Annotated in this window: 22 protein-coding genes, 2 tRNA genes and 1 pseudogene; 16 read left to right on the top strand and 9 right to left on the bottom strand. The window is 61.3% G+C overall.

Going from position 1 to position 20,208, the window contains the following annotated elements; all coding sequences use genetic code 11:
* Nucleotides 1–5 precede the first annotated feature (5 nt).
* Nucleotides 6–914, bottom strand: coding sequence for a LysR family transcriptional regulator (locus EOC93_RS09410; protein WP_095485528.1), 909 nt, complete (start codon nucleotides 912–914; stop codon nucleotides 6–8).
* Between the two features lie 100 nt (nucleotides 915–1,014).
* Here EOC93_RS09410 and EOC93_RS09405 point away from each other — a divergent pair, with 100 nt between their 5' ends.
* The 4 genes from EOC93_RS09405 to EOC93_RS09390 all read left to right on the top strand — a co-directional run bounded on the left by EOC93_RS09405 (nucleotide 1,015) and on the right by EOC93_RS09390 (nucleotide 3,671).
* Nucleotides 1,015–1,518: a nuclear transport factor 2 family protein gene (locus tag EOC93_RS09405; protein ID WP_127204456.1), complete on the top strand. Its 504-nt coding sequence runs from the start codon at nucleotides 1,015–1,017 to the stop codon at nucleotides 1,516–1,518.
* A gap of 57 nt (nucleotides 1,519–1,575) precedes the next feature.
* Nucleotides 1,576–2,556 carry a CocE/NonD family hydrolase gene (locus EOC93_RS09400; protein WP_127204455.1) on the top strand — a complete coding sequence of 327 codons (981 nt, stop codon included), beginning with the start codon at nucleotides 1,576–1,578 and terminating at the stop codon, nucleotides 2,554–2,556.
* Complete coding sequence (locus EOC93_RS09395) at nucleotides 2,553–3,116, top strand: nuclear transport factor 2 family protein (protein WP_127204454.1); 564 nt, start codon at nucleotides 2,553–2,555, stop codon at nucleotides 3,114–3,116. Before EOC93_RS09400 ends, EOC93_RS09395 begins: the two co-directional genes overlap by 4 nt.
* Before the next feature lie 108 nt (nucleotides 3,117–3,224).
* Nucleotides 3,225–3,671, top strand: coding sequence for a nuclear transport factor 2 family protein (locus EOC93_RS09390; protein ID WP_164759098.1), 447 nt, complete (start codon nucleotides 3,225–3,227; stop codon nucleotides 3,669–3,671).
* 54 nt (nucleotides 3,672–3,725) lie between these two features.
* Here EOC93_RS09390 and EOC93_RS09385 read toward each other — a convergent pair whose 3' ends face one another.
* Nucleotides 3,726–4,160 (bottom strand): cupin domain-containing protein, encoded by a 435-nt coding sequence (locus EOC93_RS09385; protein ID WP_127204452.1) that lies wholly within the window; start codon nucleotides 4,158–4,160, stop codon nucleotides 3,726–3,728.
* A 70-nt stretch (nucleotides 4,161–4,230) separates the two neighbouring features.
* Nucleotides 4,231–5,049: an AraC family ligand binding domain-containing protein gene (locus tag EOC93_RS09380; RefSeq protein WP_127204451.1), complete on the bottom strand. Its 819-nt coding sequence runs from the start codon at nucleotides 5,047–5,049 to the stop codon at nucleotides 4,231–4,233.
* Nucleotides 5,050–5,157: 108 nt separating this feature from the next.
* Between EOC93_RS09380 and EOC93_RS09375 the strand changes: the two genes are divergently transcribed.
* Nucleotides 5,158–6,330, top strand: a complete 1,173-nt coding sequence (locus EOC93_RS09375) for an amidohydrolase (RefSeq protein WP_127204450.1) — start codon at nucleotides 5,158–5,160, stop codon at nucleotides 6,328–6,330.
* Nucleotides 6,331–6,411: 81 nt separating this feature from the next.
* Here EOC93_RS09375 and EOC93_RS09370 read toward each other — a convergent pair whose 3' ends face one another.
* Nucleotides 6,412–6,846, bottom strand: a complete 435-nt coding sequence (locus EOC93_RS09370) for a hypothetical protein (protein WP_126106200.1) — start codon at nucleotides 6,844–6,846, stop codon at nucleotides 6,412–6,414.
* A gap of 72 nt (nucleotides 6,847–6,918) precedes the next feature.
* Nucleotides 6,919–7,218 (bottom strand): DUF1236 domain-containing protein, encoded by a 300-nt coding sequence (locus EOC93_RS09365; protein WP_095485521.1) that lies wholly within the window; start codon nucleotides 7,216–7,218, stop codon nucleotides 6,919–6,921.
* A gap of 307 nt (nucleotides 7,219–7,525) precedes the next feature.
* Here EOC93_RS09365 and EOC93_RS09360 point away from each other — a divergent pair, with 307 nt between their 5' ends.
* From EOC93_RS09360 to EOC93_RS09350, 3 genes and pseudogenes are all read left to right on the top strand, one after another.
* Entirely contained in the window at nucleotides 7,526–7,717 is a 192-nt protein-coding gene (locus EOC93_RS09360) for a DUF3606 domain-containing protein (RefSeq protein WP_095485520.1), read from the top strand.
* 303 nt (nucleotides 7,718–8,020) lie between these two features.
* Nucleotides 8,021–9,430: pseudogene (locus tag EOC93_RS09355) on the top strand (sensor histidine kinase).
* Nucleotides 9,430–10,104, top strand: a complete 675-nt coding sequence (locus EOC93_RS09350) for a response regulator transcription factor (protein WP_095485519.1) — start codon at nucleotides 9,430–9,432, stop codon at nucleotides 10,102–10,104. The pseudogene EOC93_RS09355 and the gene EOC93_RS09350 overlap by 1 nt, the downstream one beginning before the upstream one ends.
* Before the next feature lie 34 nt (nucleotides 10,105–10,138).
* Here the strand turns inward: EOC93_RS09350 and EOC93_RS09345 are convergent, their stop codons facing one another.
* Nucleotides 10,139–10,699: a hypothetical protein gene (locus tag EOC93_RS09345; RefSeq protein WP_127204449.1), complete on the bottom strand. Its 561-nt coding sequence runs from the start codon at nucleotides 10,697–10,699 to the stop codon at nucleotides 10,139–10,141.
* A 674-nt stretch (nucleotides 10,700–11,373) separates the two neighbouring features.
* A complete protein-coding gene (locus EOC93_RS09340; protein ID WP_127204448.1) occupies nucleotides 11,374–12,093 on the bottom strand; it encodes a DUF1236 domain-containing protein in 720 nt (239 codons plus the stop codon).
* A gap of 451 nt (nucleotides 12,094–12,544) precedes the next feature.
* On the opposite strand from EOC93_RS09340, the gene EOC93_RS09335 reads away from it, so the two are divergent.
* Together EOC93_RS09335 and EOC93_RS09330 are read left to right on the top strand one after the other, a co-directional pair.
* Nucleotides 12,545–12,847, top strand: coding sequence for a DUF982 domain-containing protein (locus tag EOC93_RS09335; RefSeq protein WP_095485598.1), 303 nt, complete (start codon nucleotides 12,545–12,547; stop codon nucleotides 12,845–12,847).
* Nucleotides 12,848–13,466: 619 nt separating this feature from the next.
* Entirely contained in the window at nucleotides 13,467–13,922 is a 456-nt protein-coding gene (locus EOC93_RS09330) for a BA14K family protein (RefSeq protein ID WP_127204447.1), read from the top strand.
* A gap of 137 nt (nucleotides 13,923–14,059) precedes the next feature.
* On the opposite strand, the gene EOC93_RS09325 is transcribed toward EOC93_RS09330, so the two are convergent.
* A tRNA-Asn gene (locus EOC93_RS09325) sits at nucleotides 14,060–14,134 on the bottom strand.
* Nucleotides 14,135–14,355: 221 nt separating this feature from the next.
* On the opposite strand from EOC93_RS09325, the gene EOC93_RS09320 reads away from it, so the two are divergent.
* The 5 genes from EOC93_RS09320 to EOC93_RS09300 all read left to right on the top strand — a co-directional run bounded on the left by EOC93_RS09320 (nucleotide 14,356) and on the right by EOC93_RS09300 (nucleotide 18,472).
* Nucleotides 14,356–14,616, top strand: a complete 261-nt coding sequence (locus EOC93_RS09320) for a hypothetical protein (RefSeq protein ID WP_029353198.1) — start codon at nucleotides 14,356–14,358, stop codon at nucleotides 14,614–14,616.
* 322 nt (nucleotides 14,617–14,938) lie between these two features.
* Nucleotides 14,939–15,012 (top strand) — tRNA-Cys (locus EOC93_RS09315).
* 106 nt (nucleotides 15,013–15,118) lie between these two features.
* A complete protein-coding gene (locus EOC93_RS09310; RefSeq protein WP_127204446.1) occupies nucleotides 15,119–15,787 on the top strand; it encodes a protein-L-isoaspartate O-methyltransferase in 669 nt (222 codons plus the stop codon).
* Between the two features lie 184 nt (nucleotides 15,788–15,971).
* Nucleotides 15,972–17,384 carry a TolC family outer membrane protein gene (locus EOC93_RS09305; protein ID WP_127204445.1) on the top strand — a complete coding sequence of 471 codons (1,413 nt, stop codon included), beginning with the start codon at nucleotides 15,972–15,974 and terminating at the stop codon, nucleotides 17,382–17,384.
* Nucleotides 17,385–17,596: 212 nt separating this feature from the next.
* The gene (locus EOC93_RS09300) at nucleotides 17,597–18,472 is read left to right on the top strand and encodes a PopZ family protein (protein WP_095485484.1); all 876 of its coding nucleotides are present in this window, start codon (nucleotides 17,597–17,599) and stop codon (nucleotides 18,470–18,472) included.
* Between the two features lie 57 nt (nucleotides 18,473–18,529).
* On the opposite strand, the gene EOC93_RS09295 is transcribed toward EOC93_RS09300, so the two are convergent.
* On the bottom strand, nucleotides 18,530–19,174 hold the full coding sequence (locus EOC93_RS09295) for a VOC family protein (protein WP_127204444.1): 645 nt from the start codon (nucleotides 19,172–19,174) through the stop codon (nucleotides 18,530–18,532).
* A 277-nt stretch (nucleotides 19,175–19,451) separates the two neighbouring features.
* On the opposite strand from EOC93_RS09295, the gene EOC93_RS09290 reads away from it, so the two are divergent.
* On the top strand, nucleotides 19,452–20,208 hold a 757-nt coding region (locus EOC93_RS09290; RefSeq protein ID WP_164759097.1), incomplete at its 3' end, for a class I tRNA ligase family protein.

The raw sequence follows: 20,208 nt of genomic DNA, 5'->3' as shown, positions 1-20,208 counted from the left end.
GCGCGTCAGATCCGCAAATTGTGCGCGTTCGCGCGCACGAAGTCGATGAAGGCCCGCAGCTTGGGCGGGACGAGGCGGCGGCTGGGATAATAGAGGTGGAGCGGTTCGTAGCTGGGACAGAAAGGCTCCAGCACCTTGACCAGCGCGCCTGAGGCGAGAAGTGGCGCAGCGAGGCCTTCGACGGCGAAGGCAAGGCCAAGCCCTTGCGCGGCGGCGGTAATGCAGAGCGGAAGTGTGTTCACGATCAGGCGTGCGTCCGGCGTGAACTCGACATGGCGTCCATCGACGACGAACTCCCAGGGCGAGATTGCGCGGGTGCGGGTGAAGGCGAAGGCGATGCAGCGGTGGGCGGCGAGGTCGGCCAGCCGCGTCGGCGTGCCGTTCCTCGCCAGATAGTCCGGGCTCCCCAACACGACCGTCTGCAGCGGCCCGCCCAGACGCGCGCCGATCATATCCTTCTCGAGAAGCTCGCCGATCCGCAGACCGGCATCGAAGCCCTGAGCGGCGATATCGACGAAATTGTCGTCGAAGATCACGCTAAGCCGCACTTCCGGGTAAGCGTCCATGAATGGCCCCATCAGCGGCTCGATCAGCAGCGGCGCGGCGATCCACGGCAGGCTCAGGCGCAGCGTGCCGGCGGGGCGATCGCGGGTCTCGCGCAGCGCCGCGCCAGCTGCCCAGATCTCCTCGGCCGCTGGGCGCACGTGGTCGAGGTAGTGGGCGCCGGCTTCGGTCAAACCGACGCTGCGGGTCGTGCGGTTGAGGAGCCGCACCCCCAGACGCTCCTCGAGCCCCTTGACGGCCTCGCTCAACGAGGCCGGAGCGACGCCGAGCTCGGCGGCGGCGCGGGTGAAGCTCTTGGCCTCCGCGACCTTCACGAAGGCGACAATCCCGCTGAACTGGTCGAGGCGCATTGTGAGGAAATTCCAAATAGCCTTGTCGAACTATACGGATTTTTCCGGTGAACAAAAAGCGTCATGTTGGGTCCGACGAAACAGCAAGGAGACAGGACCGATGACCAGGCTTGCTTCGCTTGCCGCCGGCGCTCTCCTGGCGGTGTCTACCGCCCCCGCGAACAGCGGTCCGCAGGAAGACCGCAACATCCAGCTCATCAAGGACTATTACGCTGCTTACGCGACCGGGAATCCGGAGGCGGTCCGGCCCTTCCTCGCGCCCGACATCGTGTGGCGCATTCCCGGCCATCATCCGCTCGCCGGCGACAAGCGCGGACCGGAGGAAGTGGTCGCCTTCTTCCGTGGCCTGGCCGACGGCAAATTTAGGGCTGAGCCGATCTTCTTCCAGGCACAGGGCGACCTCGTCGTCGACATTCATCGCGGCTGGTCGAACGTCGGCTCAGGTCCCGAGATCGACCAGCTCTACGCCCTGATGTTCCGGATCAAGGATGGCAAGATCACTGAAGCACAGAATTTTTTGACCGACATGTACCAGTCGGACGCCTTCTACTGGGCGCACTACCCGCTGAAGCCACTGCCTGGCCGACTGACGGATGATCGCTGAGACGGTGGCTTTCCTCAACTTGCCGCGCTTCTCGCTCCAAACCAAAGGAGACTTGCGATGCTGAAAACCCTGACACTAGCCGCGGCAACCGCCGTCGCGCTCGCCTCCACTGCCTTCGCCGCACAGCGCGTCGAGCGCGTCACTTTCGCCTCGCATGGCGAGCAGATCGTCGGCGACCTCTATCTGCCCGAGGATCTGGACGCGATGGAAGCTCGGCCCGCGCTGGTCGTGACCGGCGCCTGGATGACGGTGAAGGAACAGATGTCGGCCCGCTACGCCCGCGAGATGGCCGACCGCGGCTTCGTCGCCTTGACCTTCGATTTTCGCGGTTGGGGCGAAAGCGGCGGCGCACGTCGCCAATACGAGGATCCCAGCGCCAAGATCGCCGATATCGAGGCGGCGGTCGCCTATCTCGCGACCCGGCCCGAGACCGACAAGGACCGCATCGGCGGGCTCGGCATTTGCGCCAGCTCCGGCTACATGGTCACTGCCGCCGCTAAAAATACGGCGATCAAGTCGGTCGCTCTCGTCGCACCCTGGCTGCACGACGCCGATGTGGTCGAACAGACCTATGGCGGCAAGGACGGCGTCGCCAAGCTTGAAGCCGCGGGCGATGAAGCCGAGGCGGCGTATCACCGCACCGGCAAACAGGCCTTCCTGCCCGCCGCCAGCCTGACCGACGATCGCGCGATCATGTTCAAGGTGCCTTACTACACCGAGCCCGATCGCGGCATGATCCCGGCCTGGCGCAACGAGGCCGATCCGGCCTTCTGGCGCGGCTGGCTGAAATTCGATGCGATCCAGGCTGCTCCCCGTCTGCATCAGCCCTTTGTGATGATGCATAGCGAGGCGGCTGCCATCCCGCAGGGCGCGCACAAATTTTACGCGCGGCTGACCGGGCCGAAGCAGGAGCTGTGGCTCGACAACGTCACCCAGTTCGACTTCTACGACCGTGCCGGGCCGGTGAAAGCGGCGAGTGACGCCGTCGCCGCGCATTTCCGCGCCACGCTGGGTAGTGCAGGGGAGGCGGGGCAATGAGCGCCGTCCCCCGCCGGCACGTCGTCCTGGCCTCGACAGTTTTCGCCGCGATCCTTGCTGCCACCTCTGCGTCGGCCTTGAACACCTCGCAGTCCACGGCTGCGCTGACGCTCGAAGACAGGACCGCCATCGCCGAGGCAGTGGCGGGGATCGGGCTCTATGCCGATTTGCGCGAATGGAACCAGGTCAAATCGTATTTCGCGGACCGCGTCACGACCGACTATACGAGCCTTTTCGGTGGCGAGGTCGCGACCAGCGACCGCGACGCGCTGATTGCCCAGTGGCAAGACCTGCTGCCGGGCTTCGACGCTACCCAGCACCTCATCACCAACATCGTTGTCGAAGGCGCGGGCAACGATGCCGTTGCGCGCAGCCATGTTCGCGCGACCCACTGGATCGACACCCGGTTCTGGACGGTCGGCGCCAGCTATCTCCACCGACTGGTGCGGACACCAGAAGGCTGGCGCGTCAGCGCCATCTCCATCCGCCGCTTGTACGAAGAGGGGAACCGCGCCGTTCTGGCCGCCGCCGCGGATCGGGTGAACGCGGAGGAGAATTGAGCAGCCGATTCGAGGTTGCTCGGAGCGTCATCAATGGGAATATTGATCGACATGTCGGGGTAGGCTTGGCGCATGCGGTATCAGTGCCGCGAACTGCGGAGGCAAGACATGACCCTTTCACTGCAGGAGATTTCGGATCGGCTTGAGATCGAACAGCTGCTTATTCGTTATTGCTACGCCGTGGACGATCGCGACTGGGAAGCCTATCGGAACGTATTCACACCCGATGCCGTGCTTGACGACACTGTGACGGGCGGAATCAGGAGCGGTGTGGAAGAGCATATTGCTTTCATGAAAGGCGCCCTGTCGAAGATATTGATCTCGCAGCATGCCATTTCGACAGTTCTTCTTGAAGTCCGAGGGGACGAGGCCAGCGCGCGCGTGCATTGTTCATGCCCAATGGTCGTCGACCTCGGCGAAGGCAAAAGGCAGGTCTTCTTCCAAGGGCTCTGGTATCGCGACCGCGTCGTGCGCACGACCGAGGGTTGGCGCATCAGCGAACTCGTCGAGGAAGGATATTGGACTCACAATTTACCGGAAGGGTTCACGTTCTGACCTCTGTGGCGGGCTGTAAGGGTCCGCCACGGACGCTGTGTTCAGAAATGCCAGCTACTGGCGCAACACCGTGTTCTTGGTGCCTTCTTCGACCTGATCTATGACCAGCAGCTTCACCGGATCGGCGCCGACATTGGTGGCCTGATGCCACTGCCCGATCATTTCGATGATGAAATCGCCTGACTTGTATGTGTTGCTCTTGCCGGTCTCGACATTGGTGACCTGAAGCGTTCCACCCTGGACATAGGCATAGCGGGGAAACGGGTGCTTGTGGACCGGCAAGGTCGCGCCCGGCGCGATCTCAAAGGACGAAACCAGGACCTGCACGTTTTTCTGCGGCAGCACTATCGGCTGGCCGGAGGCGGTTTCCGTGCGTGAGGCAAGTGGAGACACGACAACCGGCGTCCCGCTGCTGTCCAGCGCTTGAGCGGCATTCGCAAATAGCGAGGCCGCGAGCAGCAGCGTCGTCGATACCAGGATTTTTCGCATGATTCCTCCCAAGCCCAGCTTCACCATCGCGCAGCAAATATCCGCGCGCAAGCGTCTCCTTTCGCGAGGCTTAGGCGCCTCTCCTGAACATGCCAGGCGTCATGCCATGCGCAGCCCGGAACGTGCGGGAAAGATGGCTCTGGTCGGCGAAACCTGCCGCAATGGCGGCATCGGCGAGGCCGAGCCCCTGTTCGATCAAGGAACTGGCGCGACGCCGTCTCCGGTCGCGGATATAGGCTGCGGGCGTCAGGCCAATCGCCTTCTTGAAATCCCGGATGACCTGGAACCGGGTCACGCGCGCGGCGTCGGCAAGCCGCTGCAGGTTGAGTTGCGAGCCAAGTTCGCTTTCGACAAGATTCTCGTAGAGCGAGAACCTCTGCCACGATCCCGAGCTTTCGACCTCCTCTGCCAGCCCGCCCCAATCGCCATGCCGAACGATGAGATGCCTCAAGGCGACGAGCAGCGACGCTTCGGCCTGCGTCGCGTCCTGGGACGTCGAGCCTTCATGCGCCGCCGCCAACGCTGTTGCGAGACCGCCGTCCTCGATGATCGCGTGCGAGAAAATCGGAGCGCCGTCGCCTCCCAGCTCGCGCGCGACCGCCGTCATCAGCGGCACCGAGGGATAAAAGGTCCGGTAGGCCCAGCCTTCATCAGCACCTTGTTCCCCGTCATGCCACTCCTCGGGATTGACGACGGCAATAGTGCCTGCCGGAGCGACAACGCTGTGGCGTCCGATGCGAATGCGTTCGCAGCCAGAAGTAATCAGCGCGATCACATAGGTGGGGTGCGTGTGCAACTCGTAACGATGCTGCGTGAAGCGCGCCTTGAACAGGCCAAGGTCAGGGAAGCAGGGATGACGCCAGTATTTACTGGTTTCGTTCGCGTGCACGTCTTTCGTCCCTACTGCGGTCAATCTGGTTCAAGACGCCTCTTGTGCGACCTTCTAATCGTGATTCCGATCAAACCGCCCCCGTTGCCGGCGTAGAAGGAGAGCATCGTGCTCCATAATGACCCCATCGCCGCCCTGACGCCAGAGGTCGTAGCCTGGCGCCACCACATCCATTCCAATCCCGAACTCGGATTCAACGAGCACGAAACCGCACGCTTCGTCACCGAGAAACTGCGCTCCTTCGGCTTCGACGAGGTTCATGAGGGGATCGGCGGCACCGGTGTTGTCGGCATCCTGCGCAGCGGCACGGGCACACGCGCCATCGGTCTTCGCGCCGAGCTGGACGCGCTTCCGGTCGTGGAGAGGACCGGCTTGCCCTATGCCTCCAGGAATGAGGGCGTGATGCACGCCTGCGGCCATGACGGCCACACCGCCATGCTGCTCGGCGCCGCCAGACTGCTCAGCCAATCCCGTGCCTTCGATGGCACCGTCTATTTCATCTTTCAGCCAGCCGAGGAAAACGAAGGCGGCAGCATGCGCATGATCGAAGACGGCGTGTTCAAGCGCTTCCCGGTCGAGGCGATGTATGCCGTCCACAACTGGCCGGGGGTCAGGCTCGGCACGATCGCCGCTCGCGTCGGACCGCAGATGGCGGCGGTCGACAATTTCGAGCTGACTTTCGAAGGTCTTGGCGCACATGCCGCCATGCCACAGCTCGGCGACGACCCGATCCTGGCCGCGGGCGCGTTTGTCCAGGCCGTTCAGCGCATCGTCAGCCGCTCGGTCGACCCGCAAAGCGCGCTGGTCGTCAGCCTGACACAGATCCATGGCGGCAATGTCGGCAACATCGTGCCGGGCAGGGTCTGGCTGCAAGGCACTTGCCGGTTTTTCGAACCCGATCATTCCGATCACTGCGAGAAGCTGATCGACGAGATCGCCCGGGGCATTGCCGCGGCCCATTCGCTCAAGGCCACGCTCGATTACAAGAAGGGCTATCCGCCGCTCATCAACACCGCCCACGCGACAGCTCGCGCCGTCAAGGCGGCCGCCGCAACCGTCGGGAGGGATAACGTCTCGACCGAGTTCAGCCCGAGCCTGGGCTGCGAGGATTTCGCCTTCATGATCCGCGAGGCCGGCGGCTGCTACGTGTGGATCGGCGCCGGCGATGTCGGCCCCGGCGAGGGCCTGCACGGCGATCGCTATGTCTTCAACGACGAAATCGTGCCGACTGTGATGCGCTATTACGTCAATCTGGTTGAGCAAACGCTTGCCGTCTCGTGAACCGTCAGAGGGGAATTGATGGTCCAGCGAGAACTGCCGATCTGAACGCGCTTCGTCGTCAGCGCGCCAACCCGGCGCATTTCACCCGGCCGTGGCCTCGAGTTGCTCTACGGGAACGGGACTTCCGAGCGCCGCCTGCGCCGTATCGGCCTGGATTTCGTCGACATGCGCCATCACCAGAATAACTCCTTGAACAAGGTTGGGCTCACCCGGTTTTTTGGCGAGTGTCTGGAGAAGCCCACCAGCAAAGCCGCCGCAGGCTCCTCCGACGAGAGTCAGGCCAGCCGCCGCTCCGACAGGATCAATGCCGGTGGTTCCAAAAGTCCACAGGCCGATTAACAGACCAGCTGCCGCGCCAAGGGCGGCACCGCCCGGACCGCGCAGGACAGCGCCGATTTCGTCGTCGTAGGGTCCGATGACGCTGATCTGTTCGTGAGAAACTCCTGCCGCCTGAAGCGCGGCAACGGCACGCGCTGCCTGGTCGCGGGAATCGAAGAGTCTGCTGATTGTTCTCATTTGACGCTGCCCATAACATAGTCGCCCGCCGCTCGTTTAGAAGCGGCGGGCGTCTCCTCCCTCTCGTTCAGGTCACTGAATGATTTTGACGATCTTGCGTGTGCCTGGATCAACGACAACGGTCCGATTGTCCACGACAACGTACCGGTATTCGACGTCGGGAACTTCATGAAGCTCGACCGTATCGGGTAGCGTTGAGCCGATATTGAGTTCCACCCCGGGGAGCTCCACCGATGCGAGCGGCTGCTTTTCCACATATTCCCTAATGACGGTCTCCTGCTCAGGCGCGATGATCACGTCCTGAGCGGCAGCGGTGCCGACACCTGCCAATAGCAGAAATCCGGCGGCTGCAGTGGAAAGACGCATTTTCATGGTTGCCTCCTTATGTGAGCTCTCTTGGCATCATTCTTCGCGCTAGACTCCCTCAAACATGAGACCGCTGCAAACGTTCCTTGGCTGGGCTTCGGTCCGATCCGTGAGGCCCTGCCGTTGGACTTAAGTCTGATCTGCTGCGCGCAATGGGGCCGGATGTCGAGCGGTCCGGAACCGCGATTGCCCGGACTCGTTCGGCGCAAATTTACGGGACGAGTTCATGGAGAGGGGTGGCCGCCACCCTCATTCGGCAGCCCGCTTCCGACCGACATTTCTCACCCGTGTCAAACTCGCCAGGAGAAAGGAAATGGCCGACGAGAAAAGCAACCAAGACTTCCTCGACCGCAGGCGCCTGTCGGTCGACGAGTACTACGAGGTGGAACATTTCGCGCGAGAAAATGGCGTTTCGCCGAGCCAAGTCAGTAGGCTGATCAAAAAGAACGGTAACGATCGGATGACGCTCACTCAAGCGGTGAGAGCATTGCGCGACCAGAAGTGAAAAATACGCCGCACCTTCCGCCGCGATTGGCGATCAGGCGTTGCACCATCTGTGCCGGGGAGATCGAAAGCATCGGAACTGGCGCTTCATGGCTTTGCTGCCTCGCTCAACGAGGGCAGTGGAGCTTATGCGAAAAAACCGCCGGGTGTGGTTTCCGTCCAGTCTGTAAAGCCCTAAGTTCCCTAGGGATTGATCAGTTGCAGATCAAAGATGGCGTCGCTTAGCGTCGTTCGACAACAGATTGGCCGGTTCTCTCGAATCGCGCCGCTGGCGCGACGCGCCGCCGACTGGGCCGTTGGGGATATGGCGCCATACAGAGCGACAGGACTGATCGATCGATGGAACGCACTGTCGCTGGCCACTCAGTTTCTGCTCGCGGGCGGACTATTCTCGCTGTCGGCGATGATCGTGGTGGGAATTTCCGTGACAAGCCAGATAGAAGCCGCGGTCACCCGGAACTCGGCTTCTGCGACAGCTCTCTACGTCGACAGCGTTATCGCGCCGCTGCTCCCCGACATGCGCAGGAGCGAAGTGCTGGAGGAGAGCGTTGCTCATGCGCTGGATGAAACGCTGGGGCAAGGCGCGCTCGGCAAAAGGCTCCAATCCTTCAAGCTCTGGCGCCGCGACGGAACCATCCTCTATTCGACCAACAAAGATTTGGTCGGGAAGCGCTTTCCACCCAGCGACAATCTCCGGGCCGCATTCGCAGGCGACATGGTCGCTGAATTCGACAAACTCGATGACCTGGATAGCCAGGCTGAGCGGGACAGCGGCTTGCATCTTCTTGAAATCTATAATCCGGTACTTCAGCCGTGGTCGGGCGAAGTCGTGGCTGTTTTGGAATTTTATGAGATCGCCACCGATTTTGAAACGAACCTCCGGCAGGCACTCGTCCGAACCTGGCTCGATGTCGCTGCCGTCACCGCAATTTTTTTCCTCGGGCTTTCGGCGATCGTCTTTCGCGGCAGCCGCACGATTCGTTCCCAGAGCCGGTCATTGAAGCAGCGCATTGCCGAACTTTCCGATCTGCTTGCTCAAAACCGGATGTTGAGATTGCGGGTGCAGCGTGCTTCGCAGCGCGCCACGGCGCTTAACGAACGTTACCTCAGGCGGATCGGCGCGGACCTGCATGACGGGCCGGCGCAACTGGTTGCCCTCGCTGCACTGGGCATTGACAGTCCCGTGCTTGCCGATCCCGCCACGCCGGCTGCGGCGCGTGCACGCGAATTGCAGGCCATCAAGGCCAATTTGGACGACGCGATGCGAGAAATCAGGAATGTCAGCAAGGGCCTTGTGCTGCCGCATGTCGAGAATGCCGAGCTGACCGAAATACTCGAGCTTGCCGTGTGAGCGCACGAAGAGCGGACCGGCGTCAAAGTGATGCTGTCCATGACCGGGGGGCACACATCCTTGTCGCCAGCGGCCAAGATCTGCCTCTTTCGCTTCATCCAGGAGGCGCTGAACAACGGTTTCCGCCACGCCGGAGGTGCCGGCCAATCGGTCGCGAAACATTTCGACGGGGAGCGCGTTTTTATCGAGGTTTCTGATACCGGCCCCGGTTTTGACCCGAAGATCGTCCACCCTGAAGGGCTGGGGCTCGTCGGGTTGCGTGAGCGGGTAGAAAGCCTCGGTGGCCAGTTTGCCGTAACATCTTCACAAAATGGCACGATGGTGAAAATGGTTCTCAATACAGTTGAGATGGGACAGGCGTGATGCCAGCAGCCATAAAACTCGCCGTCATCGATGACCACCCGCTGTTCAGGGAAGGCGTCGTGCGCACTCTCGAGCAGATCGGCGGCTTCGAGATTATTGCGCAAGGCAGCAGCAGAGATGACGCCCTGCGGATATCGGAAGACCAGCAGCTCGATATTCTCCTGATGGACATCTCGGTGCCTGGAGGGGGCCTGAGTGCGATCGAGCCGGCTCTGCAGCGACACCCGGATCTGAAAATTGTGATGCTGACGGTTTCGGAGGAGAACCAGGACGTCGTGACCGCCTTGCAGAGCGGGGCACGAGGCTATGTCCTGAAGGGTGTCGGGTCGAGAACCCTGGCCGCCATACTGCGCACGGTGGCGCTAGGCGAAAGATATGTTTGCCCGCAATTGTCGGCGCGTGTGCTGGTCGACTTGTCTACCCGATCAACCACGACGGCGAAAGCCGACGTGCTGGCCGAACTCACCAGTCGCGAAAGAGAGATCCTGACGCTCGTTGCCGCGGGATTGAGCAACAAACGGATCGGTCTTCAGCTGAACCTGCACGAGAAAACCATAAAGCACCACATGACGCGCATTCTTTCCAAGCTCAACGTGAGCAACCGGACCGAAGCTGCGATGACGTTGCGCGACGCCACCGAGCGTCAGCATTCGCCTGTTCCCCATTCTGCCTGAAGCAAATGGGGCCTTGCGGCCCGTGAACTGGTCATCACTCGATCATGGCGAGCAGTCTTGCCCGATCGGAGTTCGTTGCCTGCCGCCGAATGATGGTGCGGCCCATGGCATCCCGCATTTCATAATGGCGACCGTCGATGCGCTCGCTGAGCCCGTTGGAATGCACCACACCCACACTTGGCCCGTGCACTTCGATCCGGTCTCCAGTGGCCGCATTGATATATAGTTTTGGCTTGTTGCCGGGGTTTACCGCGGTGACCGCATCTTCGGGGGGATTGTCTTTCGGTGATTTTGATTTGCCCTTGCCCGCGCCGTTGGAGTTTGAATTCCCGGGGGTTCCAGAATTTCCAGCGTTCCCAGAATTTCCAGCATTCCCGGAGTTTCCGGCGTTTCCAGAATTTCCAGCGTTTCCGGAATTCCCGTTGCCACCATTCTGTGCCCAGGCGACCTGCGGGCTGAGCGTCAGGGATAGGCGGTCTTGTCCCACACGGTAGGGGCTCATGACGAGAACCAAGGTCGATGCAGCGAGGCAAATGGCGACGCGAAGCCTTCGTCGCCGCACGACAGGCGTCATCAATAAATTTGCCAATGTCACGTTAGAAATATCCTCTAACCGTTACGGTCTGCGCTGCATTATGCCTATTGTTTCCGAGCCAATCCTCTGTGCGCTGCACCGACTTGTCACGCTTCCGCCATCACAAGGCGATGTCAAGGCCCACCGGTCTCAGGGGAGAAACCGGTGGGTCTCGCTAGCGCAGGAAGGGACTCATTGCTGCGCAAGCGTGTTGCCTTCATCGATCGGGTCCCATCAGCCGATAATAAGCCCAACGGCCGCAACCCCGAACACCAAGCCAAATACCGGGAAAAGCAGCCAACGTGCCTGCTGAATGCTGTGGTCCATTGCAGCCTCCTGTCAGGGGGGTCGGCATCGCAACGACGCCTGCCGGAGCCCGGTTCCTGAAACTCCCCTATTGGGGGCTTTTGCGATAGCAGCCCCGGACCAAAGCACTGCCTGTGCCAGCCCATGGTCTGCCAGCCGGTAGACTGAAGTCCTGCCCGGGGTTGATGAAGGCACCGTCGAGGGATGATCGATGAGGGTTCGGCCGGAAGGGTCCTCGACACGCAAAATGCCCGCCAGCTTGAACAGCGGGGTGTATTGGCGACGTAAATGGCTGTCGCCGTCCGATGAGTGGCCCTCCACCTTCAAACGATGAATGGTGAGGGGTCCGCCGCGGGTGCGGCGAGCCCCCTTCACGCCCGACAAGGGCGTTAGGTCAGAATAAGGACGATCTTGAGCGTATCCGGGTCGACGATGACGATTCGGCCATCAGCCAACACGAAATACTCGTAGGATTCGTAAGCCGGGACGATCTTGACAATTCGCGGTGGCAGACGATGCAGTCTGACCTTCTGCCGCGGGACCTCGATGCCCACGGAGATGTCAAAATCGATGTCGGAAACCGGTTCGACCTTCTCCTCCTTCAGGACCTGGGTGATTTCCGTTTTCTGTTCAACGGTCACATTCTCGATCGAGCCGGTCGAGGTCTCATCCTGCTGAGTGGAGGTCTTGCCCTGGGTTTGCTGCTCGGTGGTGGTACCGGCCTCGCCCTGGGACTGCTGCTCGGTCTGGACCTTGGCCTTGTCCTGCGCCTGTTGCTCGGTTGTGGTGCCAGCCTCGCCCTGGGTCTGCTGCTCGGTCTGGACCTTCCCCTTGTCCTGCGCCTGTTGCTCGGTGGTTGCGCCGGCCTTGCCCTGAGCCTGCTCATCGGTCCGCACCTTCGCTTTGCCTTGAGCCTGCTCCTCGGTGGCGGTACCGGTCTCGCCCTGGGTCTGTTCGCCCATCTTCGAGCCCTTCGGACAATCGGCCGAGCCGGGTGCGCAACCGGTGCCGGCGCCCGGTTGGATTTCGGCCGGCTGCTGTTCCTGAGCAAGTGCTGCTCCACAGCCAACGCCGATGGCCAGCATACTGGTGATCAGAACTTTTTTCATGAGATAATCTCCTTCGAAAAGTCTGTCCCTTCAGGGGGGGAACCACCTCCAAGAAATTTTGTTCCAGGCGAATTGACCAGGCGGAGCACTGTACGCGTTCCACAGCGACCAATCTTCGAACATGAGCCTGCGGTTTTTCCTTTGAGAATGGAACACTGTCCCGCCACGAAAGTTTAAACGCCAGCAGCATCGTATTGTCCCCTCATACAAATGCTGCGAGATCGGTGGCCCCGATCAGCCCGCGTCCTCTCCCCGAGGGCGCGGGCTTTCTGCTGTTGTGAGAGCCTGCTGTAGATCCGCATGCAGTCTCAATCTTACGATGAGTTTGCTTCAATCCCCAAATTGATGTCCTTCCTTGACAGCAAAAAGTGCTGTTCACATATTTTCCCGCAGCCGTCGCTCACGGCTCTCGTGGAAGCTCAAACACTCGTTCAGTTGAATGGAGGTTCTAATGAACGACAGGACTTTCGACCGGCCTGTTTTCGTCAAGAAAGGGGCGTTTATGGTGGAGGAAATCGGATGCTTGGCTGATGCTTTCGAGTTCCTGGAGGAATGGCCGAAGAACCGTAGAGGGCCAATCTTTGACACGGCGTTCCGAGCTTGCCAGCGCGCTTATGATAGCCAAGTTCCCATTTCAGTTGCACGCGAAGCTTTTGCCGGCTTCGCCAGATCGGCCAAAATCCTAGCGGACGTCTCTGCAGCTATGCCCTGGATGACGGCACCGAAAACCGGTCGTGGTGGCGTGACGGCCTAACCGATGTAGTGCCTGGCGAAAGATGGCCGGCGCCGCAGGGGGCGGGGAAGGTGGGGTTGCCTAGGTTGGCGCCGGCCAAGCGGCGTTGGGGTTCGCCACGAAGAAAGAGTAGCAAAATTCGCCGGATTGATTATGGCGTGATCGCGGAAGTTCGCCGGGTCTAGCCATAGCAGGCGCACCTCGATGCTTCCGATCCTGTCCCGAGCTGGGCGAGATACATCAGGGTCCGGCTGCGTACAACAGGCGCAGAACGCCCGTGCTGCTCCAATATGCGATCATGACTTTGGTCATGAGATTTTTCTTTCCAAAGCTATAGGATCCGCTCGCTCGTGGCAGGCTACGCCGCCATATTTGCGGTGACTGTCCGGTGAGTCGTGGCCGGTCTCAGACATACCGGCTGCTAACGATCTGGCCACTCGGCTGTAATGCCGGACGAGACTCGTGTTTTACGACGGCTATATTAAACTGGATTAAATCGCGGTTGACCATACTTCGCCACTTTATCAAGACTAGCCCGGTTTCACGGTTTTTGTCTTTGATAAAAGGCGGCGAAATAGTAAGGTGGCCTGTAACATTCGCTTTAGGGAACTGAGCCTCAACTTTCGTTTAAGGAGAGATCATGAACAAGATCATGTCGGGTTTGCTAGCGGTCGCGTTATCGGTATCGTTCGCGACCACCATAGCAGTGCCTGCTGACGCAGCTCAGGTATTCCTGCCGCAAGCGCCGTCCGTTTCGACTGATGTGCAGACGGTTGACCATAATCCGTGGGGGAAGCGCCACAACCGCAAAAACCGCAAATTTTCGCGCCACGATGGCTCCCACTGGAACGGCCATCGCGGTTATCGTGAGTACCGTCGCGGCCATCGCCGTCATGGCGACTACTGGTTCCCGCTGGCTGCATTCGCCACCGGCGCGGTGATCGGCAGTGCGATCATCAACAACAACCAGAACCGTGTTAATCGTGGCGACGCCCATGTCGAGTGGTGTTACGACCGGTACCGCAGTTACCGCGCGTCCGACAATACGTTCCAGCCCAACTACGGACCTCGACAGCAGTGCAATTCGCCCTACTGATTCGGCGAGCTGAGATGTTGACAGAGCCCGTGCCGGCGACGGCGCGGGCTTTTTATGCCGACTGACCGCATCACCGCACCCCGCTTCGGCGGGGAGGCTGCCATTTCCTGATAGCTTCAATGGGTATGCGTGGAAATTGGCTCCCCGGGCCGGATTCGAACCAGCGACCAACCGGTTAACAGCCGGTTGCTCTACCACTGAGCTACCGGGGAACAGACGCTCTCATGTGAGTGGCGCAGCCTATAGCAAACCCGTTTCGGCTTTGCAAAGAAGCATTTCGTATTTTTCGGCGCTTTTTCGCGCGACGACTTCTCGCAATCATGTGCGCGCGTCCTCATATGAGCCGTCTGACGGGCTGCGCGGAACCGAAAAGGTGGTTGCGGCATTCGTCAGCTGGTGCTTTTACTTTGCCCGAACGGACCACCAACCAGACATGAGCGCAGCAAGCCACAACCATCCACCGGCACGGAAAATATCGGTCTTCGGCCGTCAATTCACCATGCCGCGCTCGCGCGGCCTCAGGATTGCGATCGGCGTCGTGCTGATCTTCGGCGGCATTCTCGGCTTCCTGCCGATCCTGGGCTTCTGGATGATTCCGATCGGATTGCTGGTGCTCTCCTACGAGTTTGCCTTGGTGCGCCGCCATCGGCGCCGGCTCGTCGTGTGGTGGGAGCGGCGGCGGCGGCCGAACTGACGACGTGGCAAGCCTCTGTGAGGGGGGCGTCTTTCCAGCCCGACTCAGCCCCGGCTAATGCCCGGAGCGCTTTCCCGGCCCTCGCAATTCTCCTTCAGAATGGCGGAGCCTTCTGCTTACCCGACGTAGGGTCCAGGCCCCAGGCTTCTCTTTGCCATATTCCGTACTTAACGGTTAACTAATGTATTAATTGCAGCATGCGTATCGACGATTCGACACGTGGCATCATGGCCCAGAGGAAACCGTGCGGAATGCACCATGGCCGCTTGACGGCATTTTCGCCGCAACCTATTGGAACCGGGTGGAACGCCGGGAGCAATGAGGCCTCGTGGCGGAGTGGTTACGCAGAGGACTGCAAATCCTTGCACCCCGGTTCGATTCCGGGCGAGGCCTCCAATTGCCCAAGCTCCCGCGCACCAGCGCCAGGGGGCTCGAGTTCCGGTCGAAATGAGCCGCGGTCCCGGCGCGGCAAGCGGATTGGTTTGGGCAGATTGGTTGGAACATGAGCGCTGATTTTGCCGAACGCCGGGTGAAAATGGTCGATGGCCAGATCCGCACCACCGACGTGACCAGCGCGCCGCTGCTCGACGCAATGCTGGTCGTGCCGCGCGAGGCCTTTGTCGCCCCCGTTCAGCGCGATCTAGCCTATATCGACGAGGACATCCGCATTGCCAATGGAGCGGATGGCCCACGCTATCTCATGGAGCCTTCGCCGCTGGCCAAGCTGATGCAATTGGCCGAAATCGACCCTGGCGATTCGGCTCTCGATGTCGGCTGCGGCACCGGCTATGCGGCGGCGATCCTGTCGCGGCTGGCAAAGTCGGTCGTCGCGCTGGAAAGCGATCCGGCATTGGCCGAGACCGCCATGTCGACGCTTTCGGCGCTGGGCTGCGACAACGTCAGCGTGGTCAAGGGATCGCTGCCGGAAGGCCATGCCGCGGAGGCGCCCTACGATGTTATTTTCATCGGCGGCAGCGTGGAGAAAGTGCCGGCGTCTCTGCTCGACCAGCTTGCTGAGGGCGGCCGTCTCGTCGCCGTCGAAGGGCAGGGGAATTCGGGTGTGGCCCGTTTGTTTCTTAAAACAGGGGGGGTTGTAACCGGAAGAGGGGCATTTAATGCGGCAATTAAGCCACTACCGGGATTTGAACGTATCCGTGCGTTTGAGTTCTGAATGATTTTGGCTTGCAGCAGAGGCGTTGTCATGTTCGCTTGCGCTTGAACAATCGTTGCTGATCCGCATGACTGGGGTACTCTTGGGGGCTGACAGCAGGGAACCTGAAACACACCGCGCCGGCTGCTCGAATGAGAGAAGCCGGCGCGGTGCGGTTCCCATGCAAAACGAATGAGGGAATAACGTGCCGTCTTTACGCAAGAGTCTTTTTGCCGCCGTCCTTGTTTCCGCGACCGCGCTTTCTCCGGTGGCCGCCTCGGCGGAAACCATCCTTGGTGCACTTTCAAAGGCCTACCAGAACAATTCCTCGCTCAATTCGGCTCGTGCCGGCGTCCGCGTCACCGACGAGGGCGTCGCCATCGCCAAGTCGGGGTGGCGCCCGACCATCACCGGCTCCGCGAGCATCGACTACTCCAGCAGCCATTTCAATGCCCGCGGCAATGTACCCGGCGTGAACCAAAGCACGCGTTTGACCACGGGTAACTTTGGCGTCCAGATCGACCAGACCCTGTTCGACGGCTTTCAGACCAAGAACAATGTCGCCGCCGCTGAATCGCGAGTCCGCGCCTCGGTCGAGAGCCTGCGCAACACCGAAGAGAATATCTTGTTCAACGCGGCAAGCGCCTACATGGACGTGATTCGCGATCGGCAAGTGGCGGTGCTGACGGAGCAGAACCTGCAATTCCTGACCGAGCAGGCGCGCGCGGCGCGCTCGCGCTTCGAAGTCGGCGAAGGCACCCGCACCGACGTCGCGCAGGCCGATGCCGAGCGCTCGTCCGCCGTGGCGGAACTGGCCGCCGCCCGCGCCCAGGCGCTGGCAAGCGCTGCGACCTATCGCCAGATCGTCGGCGATGAGCCAGGCAGGCTCAGGGCCGCTTCGCCGCTGTCGAAGCTGTTGCCGTCGAACCTCGACGCGGCAATCGCGATTGCATCCATTGAGCACCCCGCCATCCTCGCCACCCAGCATCTGGTCGACGCGGCGGCATTTTCGGTGAAATCGGCCGAAGGCGCGCTGCTGCCGCAGCTCTCGGCCTCCGCCGGCGTTTCCAGCGCCTATCAAAACACCGTGCCGCGCTTCGATCCCGGGCAGGGGCGGGATGGCACAACCAATTCGGCCAGCATCGGCGCCACGCTGACTATACCGATCTATTCCGGTGGACGGAACTCGGCGACGGTGCGCCAGAATAAGGAATCACTCAGCCAGGCGCGGATCGAGGTCGATGTAAGCCGCGACACCGTGCGGCAAGCCGTGACCTCGGCGTGGACGCAATATACCGCCGCTCAGCAAACCGTCGTAGCCAACAGGCAGGTGATCGCCGCCGCGCAGCTTGCCTTGAGCGGCGTCATCGAGGAGCGCAATGTCGGCCAGCGCACCACGCTCGACGTTCTCAACGCGCAGGCCACTCTCATCACCGCCAAGATCAACCAGGCCAGTTCCGAACGCGATTTGGTGGTGGCGAGCTATGCCATCCTGTCGGCGGTCGGTCGCCTTTCGGTCGATCGCCTCGCCCTTCAGGTGACGAAATACAGACCTGAAGAACATTACAATGCGGTCAAGGACAAGTGGATCGGCCTGCGCACGCCAGACGGCCGCTAATCGCTCCACCAGTTCCAAATTCCGCCCAATTTCCGGCATTAGAGCCCGCGCGTTCCCAAGGAATGCGCGGGCTCTAATCTGTTGAAATCCAACACACCCTCAGATTGGGGATTCTCGTAAGGCGATCCGTCGGTTACGCTGTTGCCATGATTCGAATCCGGCGTGGCCGGACTGGAAATCTGCAACGAGTCACAAGGGCGGCGGATGTGACGATGGCGACGGCAAGCAGCGTGCAACGCGAACCTTCCATGGAAGAGATACTGGCTTCCATCAGGAGGATCATCGAGGACAATGATACCGGTCGCAAGCAGCCGGACGAAGCGGACGACCTGCTGCAGGATTTGGCGTCGGTGACTGTGCCAGCACCGGTGGCCGGGGCGCCGCCGGAGGCAGGCAGGGCGCCGTCGGGGGCAGGCGGGACGCCGCCGGAGGTGGATGCGTTTCGCGCCGAATTGCGTCCGGGATTTGACGCCAGAAGGCCGGCCACGCTGGCTGAGGTGCAGAGGCCTCCATCGGCCGCCGAGCCCGTCGTCGCGCGCATGGAGCCGCCGGTGCGTTCCGATCCGGCTCCGCTCAAAGCTCCCGTGACGCTTGCCGGGGTCGCTGGCGAGCCGGCCCCGACCGCCAAGCCGGATGCGACGGCAACGGTTGCGGAAACGACCGACAGCATCGTTGCCGACTGGCGGCGTGAGATCGCCGCAGTCGGCGAAGCGATGACCGCGGCCAAGCCGGACAGGGCTGAAGTGCGACTGGCGCCGGATGCCGAACCGAAGGCCGAGGTTTTCGAGGACGCGGCCGAACCTGCTTTCGAGCCGGCTCCGCCGCAAAGCGGATTGGCGCGCCCGGCGACAAACGAGGCATCGTCGGCTCGTCCGGCGATCCTTTCCGAACATACGGGCCGGCAGGTCGCCGCCGCCTTCGGCGAGCTTTCCGATGCGTTCGCCAGCCGCAGCAAGAAAACCTTCGACGAGATGGCCGAAGAGATGCTCAGGCCCATGCTGCAAGACTGGCTGGACAACAATCTGCCGACGCTGGTCGAGCGGCTGGTGCGCGAGGAAATCGAACGCGTGGCGCGCGGCGCGCAGTAACAAATCCGACAGCGGATGAGACCACCACCGCGGCGGCGGTCTCGTTGGCCTGGGAGCTCAACCGCTTTCAACCGATGTGGCAAAGGCGATCAGGTTTCCGTCGGGATCTGCCACGATGAAGGTGCGGGCGCCCCACGGTTCGGTCCGCAACGTCTGATGAAAGCTGGCCCCAGCCGCCTGGTACTCCAGGAACAGCGGCTTGATGGCGTCGACCGCGATGGTTGCCGACAGCAAGTCGTCTCTTGCTCTTAAGCCGTTGTCGAACAGAGGCTTGTCGACATGGCGCAGATTCAACCGCGCGCCGTCGCGAAAGACCTGGGCATAGAAGGGCGGTTCGCCATAGGTGAAGCGCGTCGTGAAGCCGAGCTTCTGTTCATAGAACGCACGGGCGGCAGCGATGTCGCAGACAAAAAGCTGCGGCTCGGCCAAGGCAAGGAAGGGTTTTTCGGCATCGGATGTCGTGCTGTCGGTCATGGTTTGAAGGCCTTTCTTCAGCGCCTGCCAGCTTTCGAAACCAGCCTTCTTGGCAACCAGTTCCTGGGCGTCAGCAAGCTTGAAGCTGTGATCCAGGATCTGGCGATCGGTCAGATGGCGCAAACGCGGCAGTATCGACCCGATCGCAGCCGCGACGGGATAGTACCGCTCGCGATGCCAGCGCAGGTGGAGCTTGGCCTGTTTCCTGAAGTTTTCGAAATTCGACATGTTCGAAATTCGGCTTGGGCGCGGTGAGGGTTAAGGTGTCGTAGGCGGGCAATGCCCCTCCGGCGGGTAGCCGATGCGCCCTACAGCAGCGTTGGCAAGGTATTGCGGTTCGCGATCGCCGGTCAAGAGGCTTGGCTGCATGGAGGATCGCTTATGCGAATTGCCTCGAACTATGAGGCCCCTATCTATTGGCCATGCCATCTGCGGCCGGTTGACTTGCCAACTGCCTTCCGATTTACACCAAACCCAACAATCCCGACAGCTCGGACGCCTTTCCATGCTCGAAAAAACCTACGACGCCAAAACCGTCGAGCCGAAGATCGCTAAAATCTGGGAAGAGGCCGACGCGTTTCGTGCCGGCGCAGGCGCCGAGGAGGGGGCCGAAGCCTTCACCATCGTCATCCCGCCGCCGAACGTCACCGGCTCGCTGCATATGGGCCATGCGCTCAACAACACGCTGCAGGACATTCTGGTGCGCTTCGAGCGCATGCGCGGCAAGAACGTGCTGTGGCAGCCCGGCATGGACCATGCCGGCATCGCCACGCAGATGGTGGTCGAACGCCAACTTATGGAGAAGCAGATCCACCGCCGCGACCTGACGCGCGATGAGTTCATCGAGAAAGTCTGGGAGTGGAAGGCCGAATCCGGCGGCGCGATCTTAAACCAGCTGAAGCGGCTTGGTGCCTCGGCCGACTGGAGCCGAGAGCGCTTCACCATGGACGAGGGCCTGTCGCAGGCGGTGCTCGAGGTGTTCGTCACGCTCTACAAGGAAGGGCTGATCTACAAGGACAAGCGCCTTGTGAACTGGGACCCGAAGCTGCTCACGGCCATTTCCGACCTGGAGGTCGAGCAGCAGGAGGTCAACGGCAATCTCTGGCATTTCCGCTATCCCGTCGAGGGCGCGGTCTTCGATCCGGAAAATCCGAAAACCTTCATCACCGTGGCGACGACGCGCCCCGAAACGATGCTCGGCGATACGGCGGTGGCGGGGCATCCGGACGACGAGCGTTTCCGGCATCTGGTTGGCAAGAACC

The organism is Mesorhizobium sp. M6A.T.Ce.TU.002.03.1.1 (genome assembly GCF_003997275.1).
In the GTDB taxonomy this organism is placed as follows: Bacteria; Pseudomonadota; Alphaproteobacteria; order Rhizobiales; family Rhizobiaceae; genus Mesorhizobium; species Mesorhizobium mediterraneum.
The sequence above is the reverse complement of the archived record's forward strand: the minus strand, read 5'-3'. Positions and strand labels throughout refer to the sequence as shown.

Bases quoted from the DNA above. Each gene is read 5' to 3' on its own strand.
- EOC93_RS09385 (WP_127204452.1), bottom strand. From the start codon at position 4,160: ATGCGAAAAATCCTGGTATCGACGACGCTGCTGCTCGCGGCCTCGCTA.
- EOC93_RS09310 (WP_127204446.1), top strand. From the start codon at position 15,119: ATGAGCGCTGATTTTGCCGAACGCCGGGTGAAAATGGTCGATGGCCAG.
- EOC93_RS09390 (WP_164759098.1), top strand. From the start codon at position 3,225: ATGACCCTTTCACTGCAGGAGATTTCGGATCGGCTTGAGATCGAACAG.
- EOC93_RS09365 (WP_095485521.1), bottom strand. From the start codon at position 7,218: ATGAAAATGCGTCTTTCCACTGCAGCCGCCGGATTTCTGCTATTGGCA.
- EOC93_RS09350 (WP_095485519.1), top strand. From the start codon at position 9,430: ATGCCAGCAGCCATAAAACTCGCCGTCATCGATGACCACCCGCTGTTC.
- EOC93_RS09320 (WP_029353198.1), top strand. From the start codon at position 14,356: ATGAGCGCAGCAAGCCACAACCATCCACCGGCACGGAAAATATCGGTC.
- EOC93_RS09335 (WP_095485598.1), top strand. From the start codon at position 12,545: ATGAACGACAGGACTTTCGACCGGCCTGTTTTCGTCAAGAAAGGGGCG.
- EOC93_RS09400 (WP_127204455.1), top strand. From the start codon at position 1,576: ATGCTGAAAACCCTGACACTAGCCGCGGCAACCGCCGTCGCGCTCGCC.
- EOC93_RS09395 (WP_127204454.1), top strand. From the start codon at position 2,553: ATGAGCGCCGTCCCCCGCCGGCACGTCGTCCTGGCCTCGACAGTTTTC.
- EOC93_RS09370 (WP_126106200.1), bottom strand. From the start codon at position 6,846: ATGAGAACAATCAGCAGACTCTTCGATTCCCGCGACCAGGCAGCGCGT.
- EOC93_RS09295 (WP_127204444.1), bottom strand. From the start codon at position 19,174: ATGTCGAATTTCGAAAACTTCAGGAAACAGGCCAAGCTCCACCTGCGC.
- EOC93_RS09340 (WP_127204448.1), bottom strand. From the start codon at position 12,093: ATGAAAAAAGTTCTGATCACCAGTATGCTGGCCATCGGCGTTGGCTGT.
- EOC93_RS09300 (WP_095485484.1), top strand. From the start codon at position 17,597: ATGGCGACGGCAAGCAGCGTGCAACGCGAACCTTCCATGGAAGAGATA.
- EOC93_RS09410 (WP_095485528.1), bottom strand. From the start codon at position 914: ATGCGCCTCGACCAGTTCAGCGGGATTGTCGCCTTCGTGAAGGTCGCG.
- EOC93_RS09405 (WP_127204456.1), top strand. From the start codon at position 1,015: ATGACCAGGCTTGCTTCGCTTGCCGCCGGCGCTCTCCTGGCGGTGTCT.
- EOC93_RS09360 (WP_095485520.1), top strand. From the start codon at position 7,526: ATGGCCGACGAGAAAAGCAACCAAGACTTCCTCGACCGCAGGCGCCTG.
- EOC93_RS09330 (WP_127204447.1), top strand. From the start codon at position 13,467: ATGAACAAGATCATGTCGGGTTTGCTAGCGGTCGCGTTATCGGTATCG.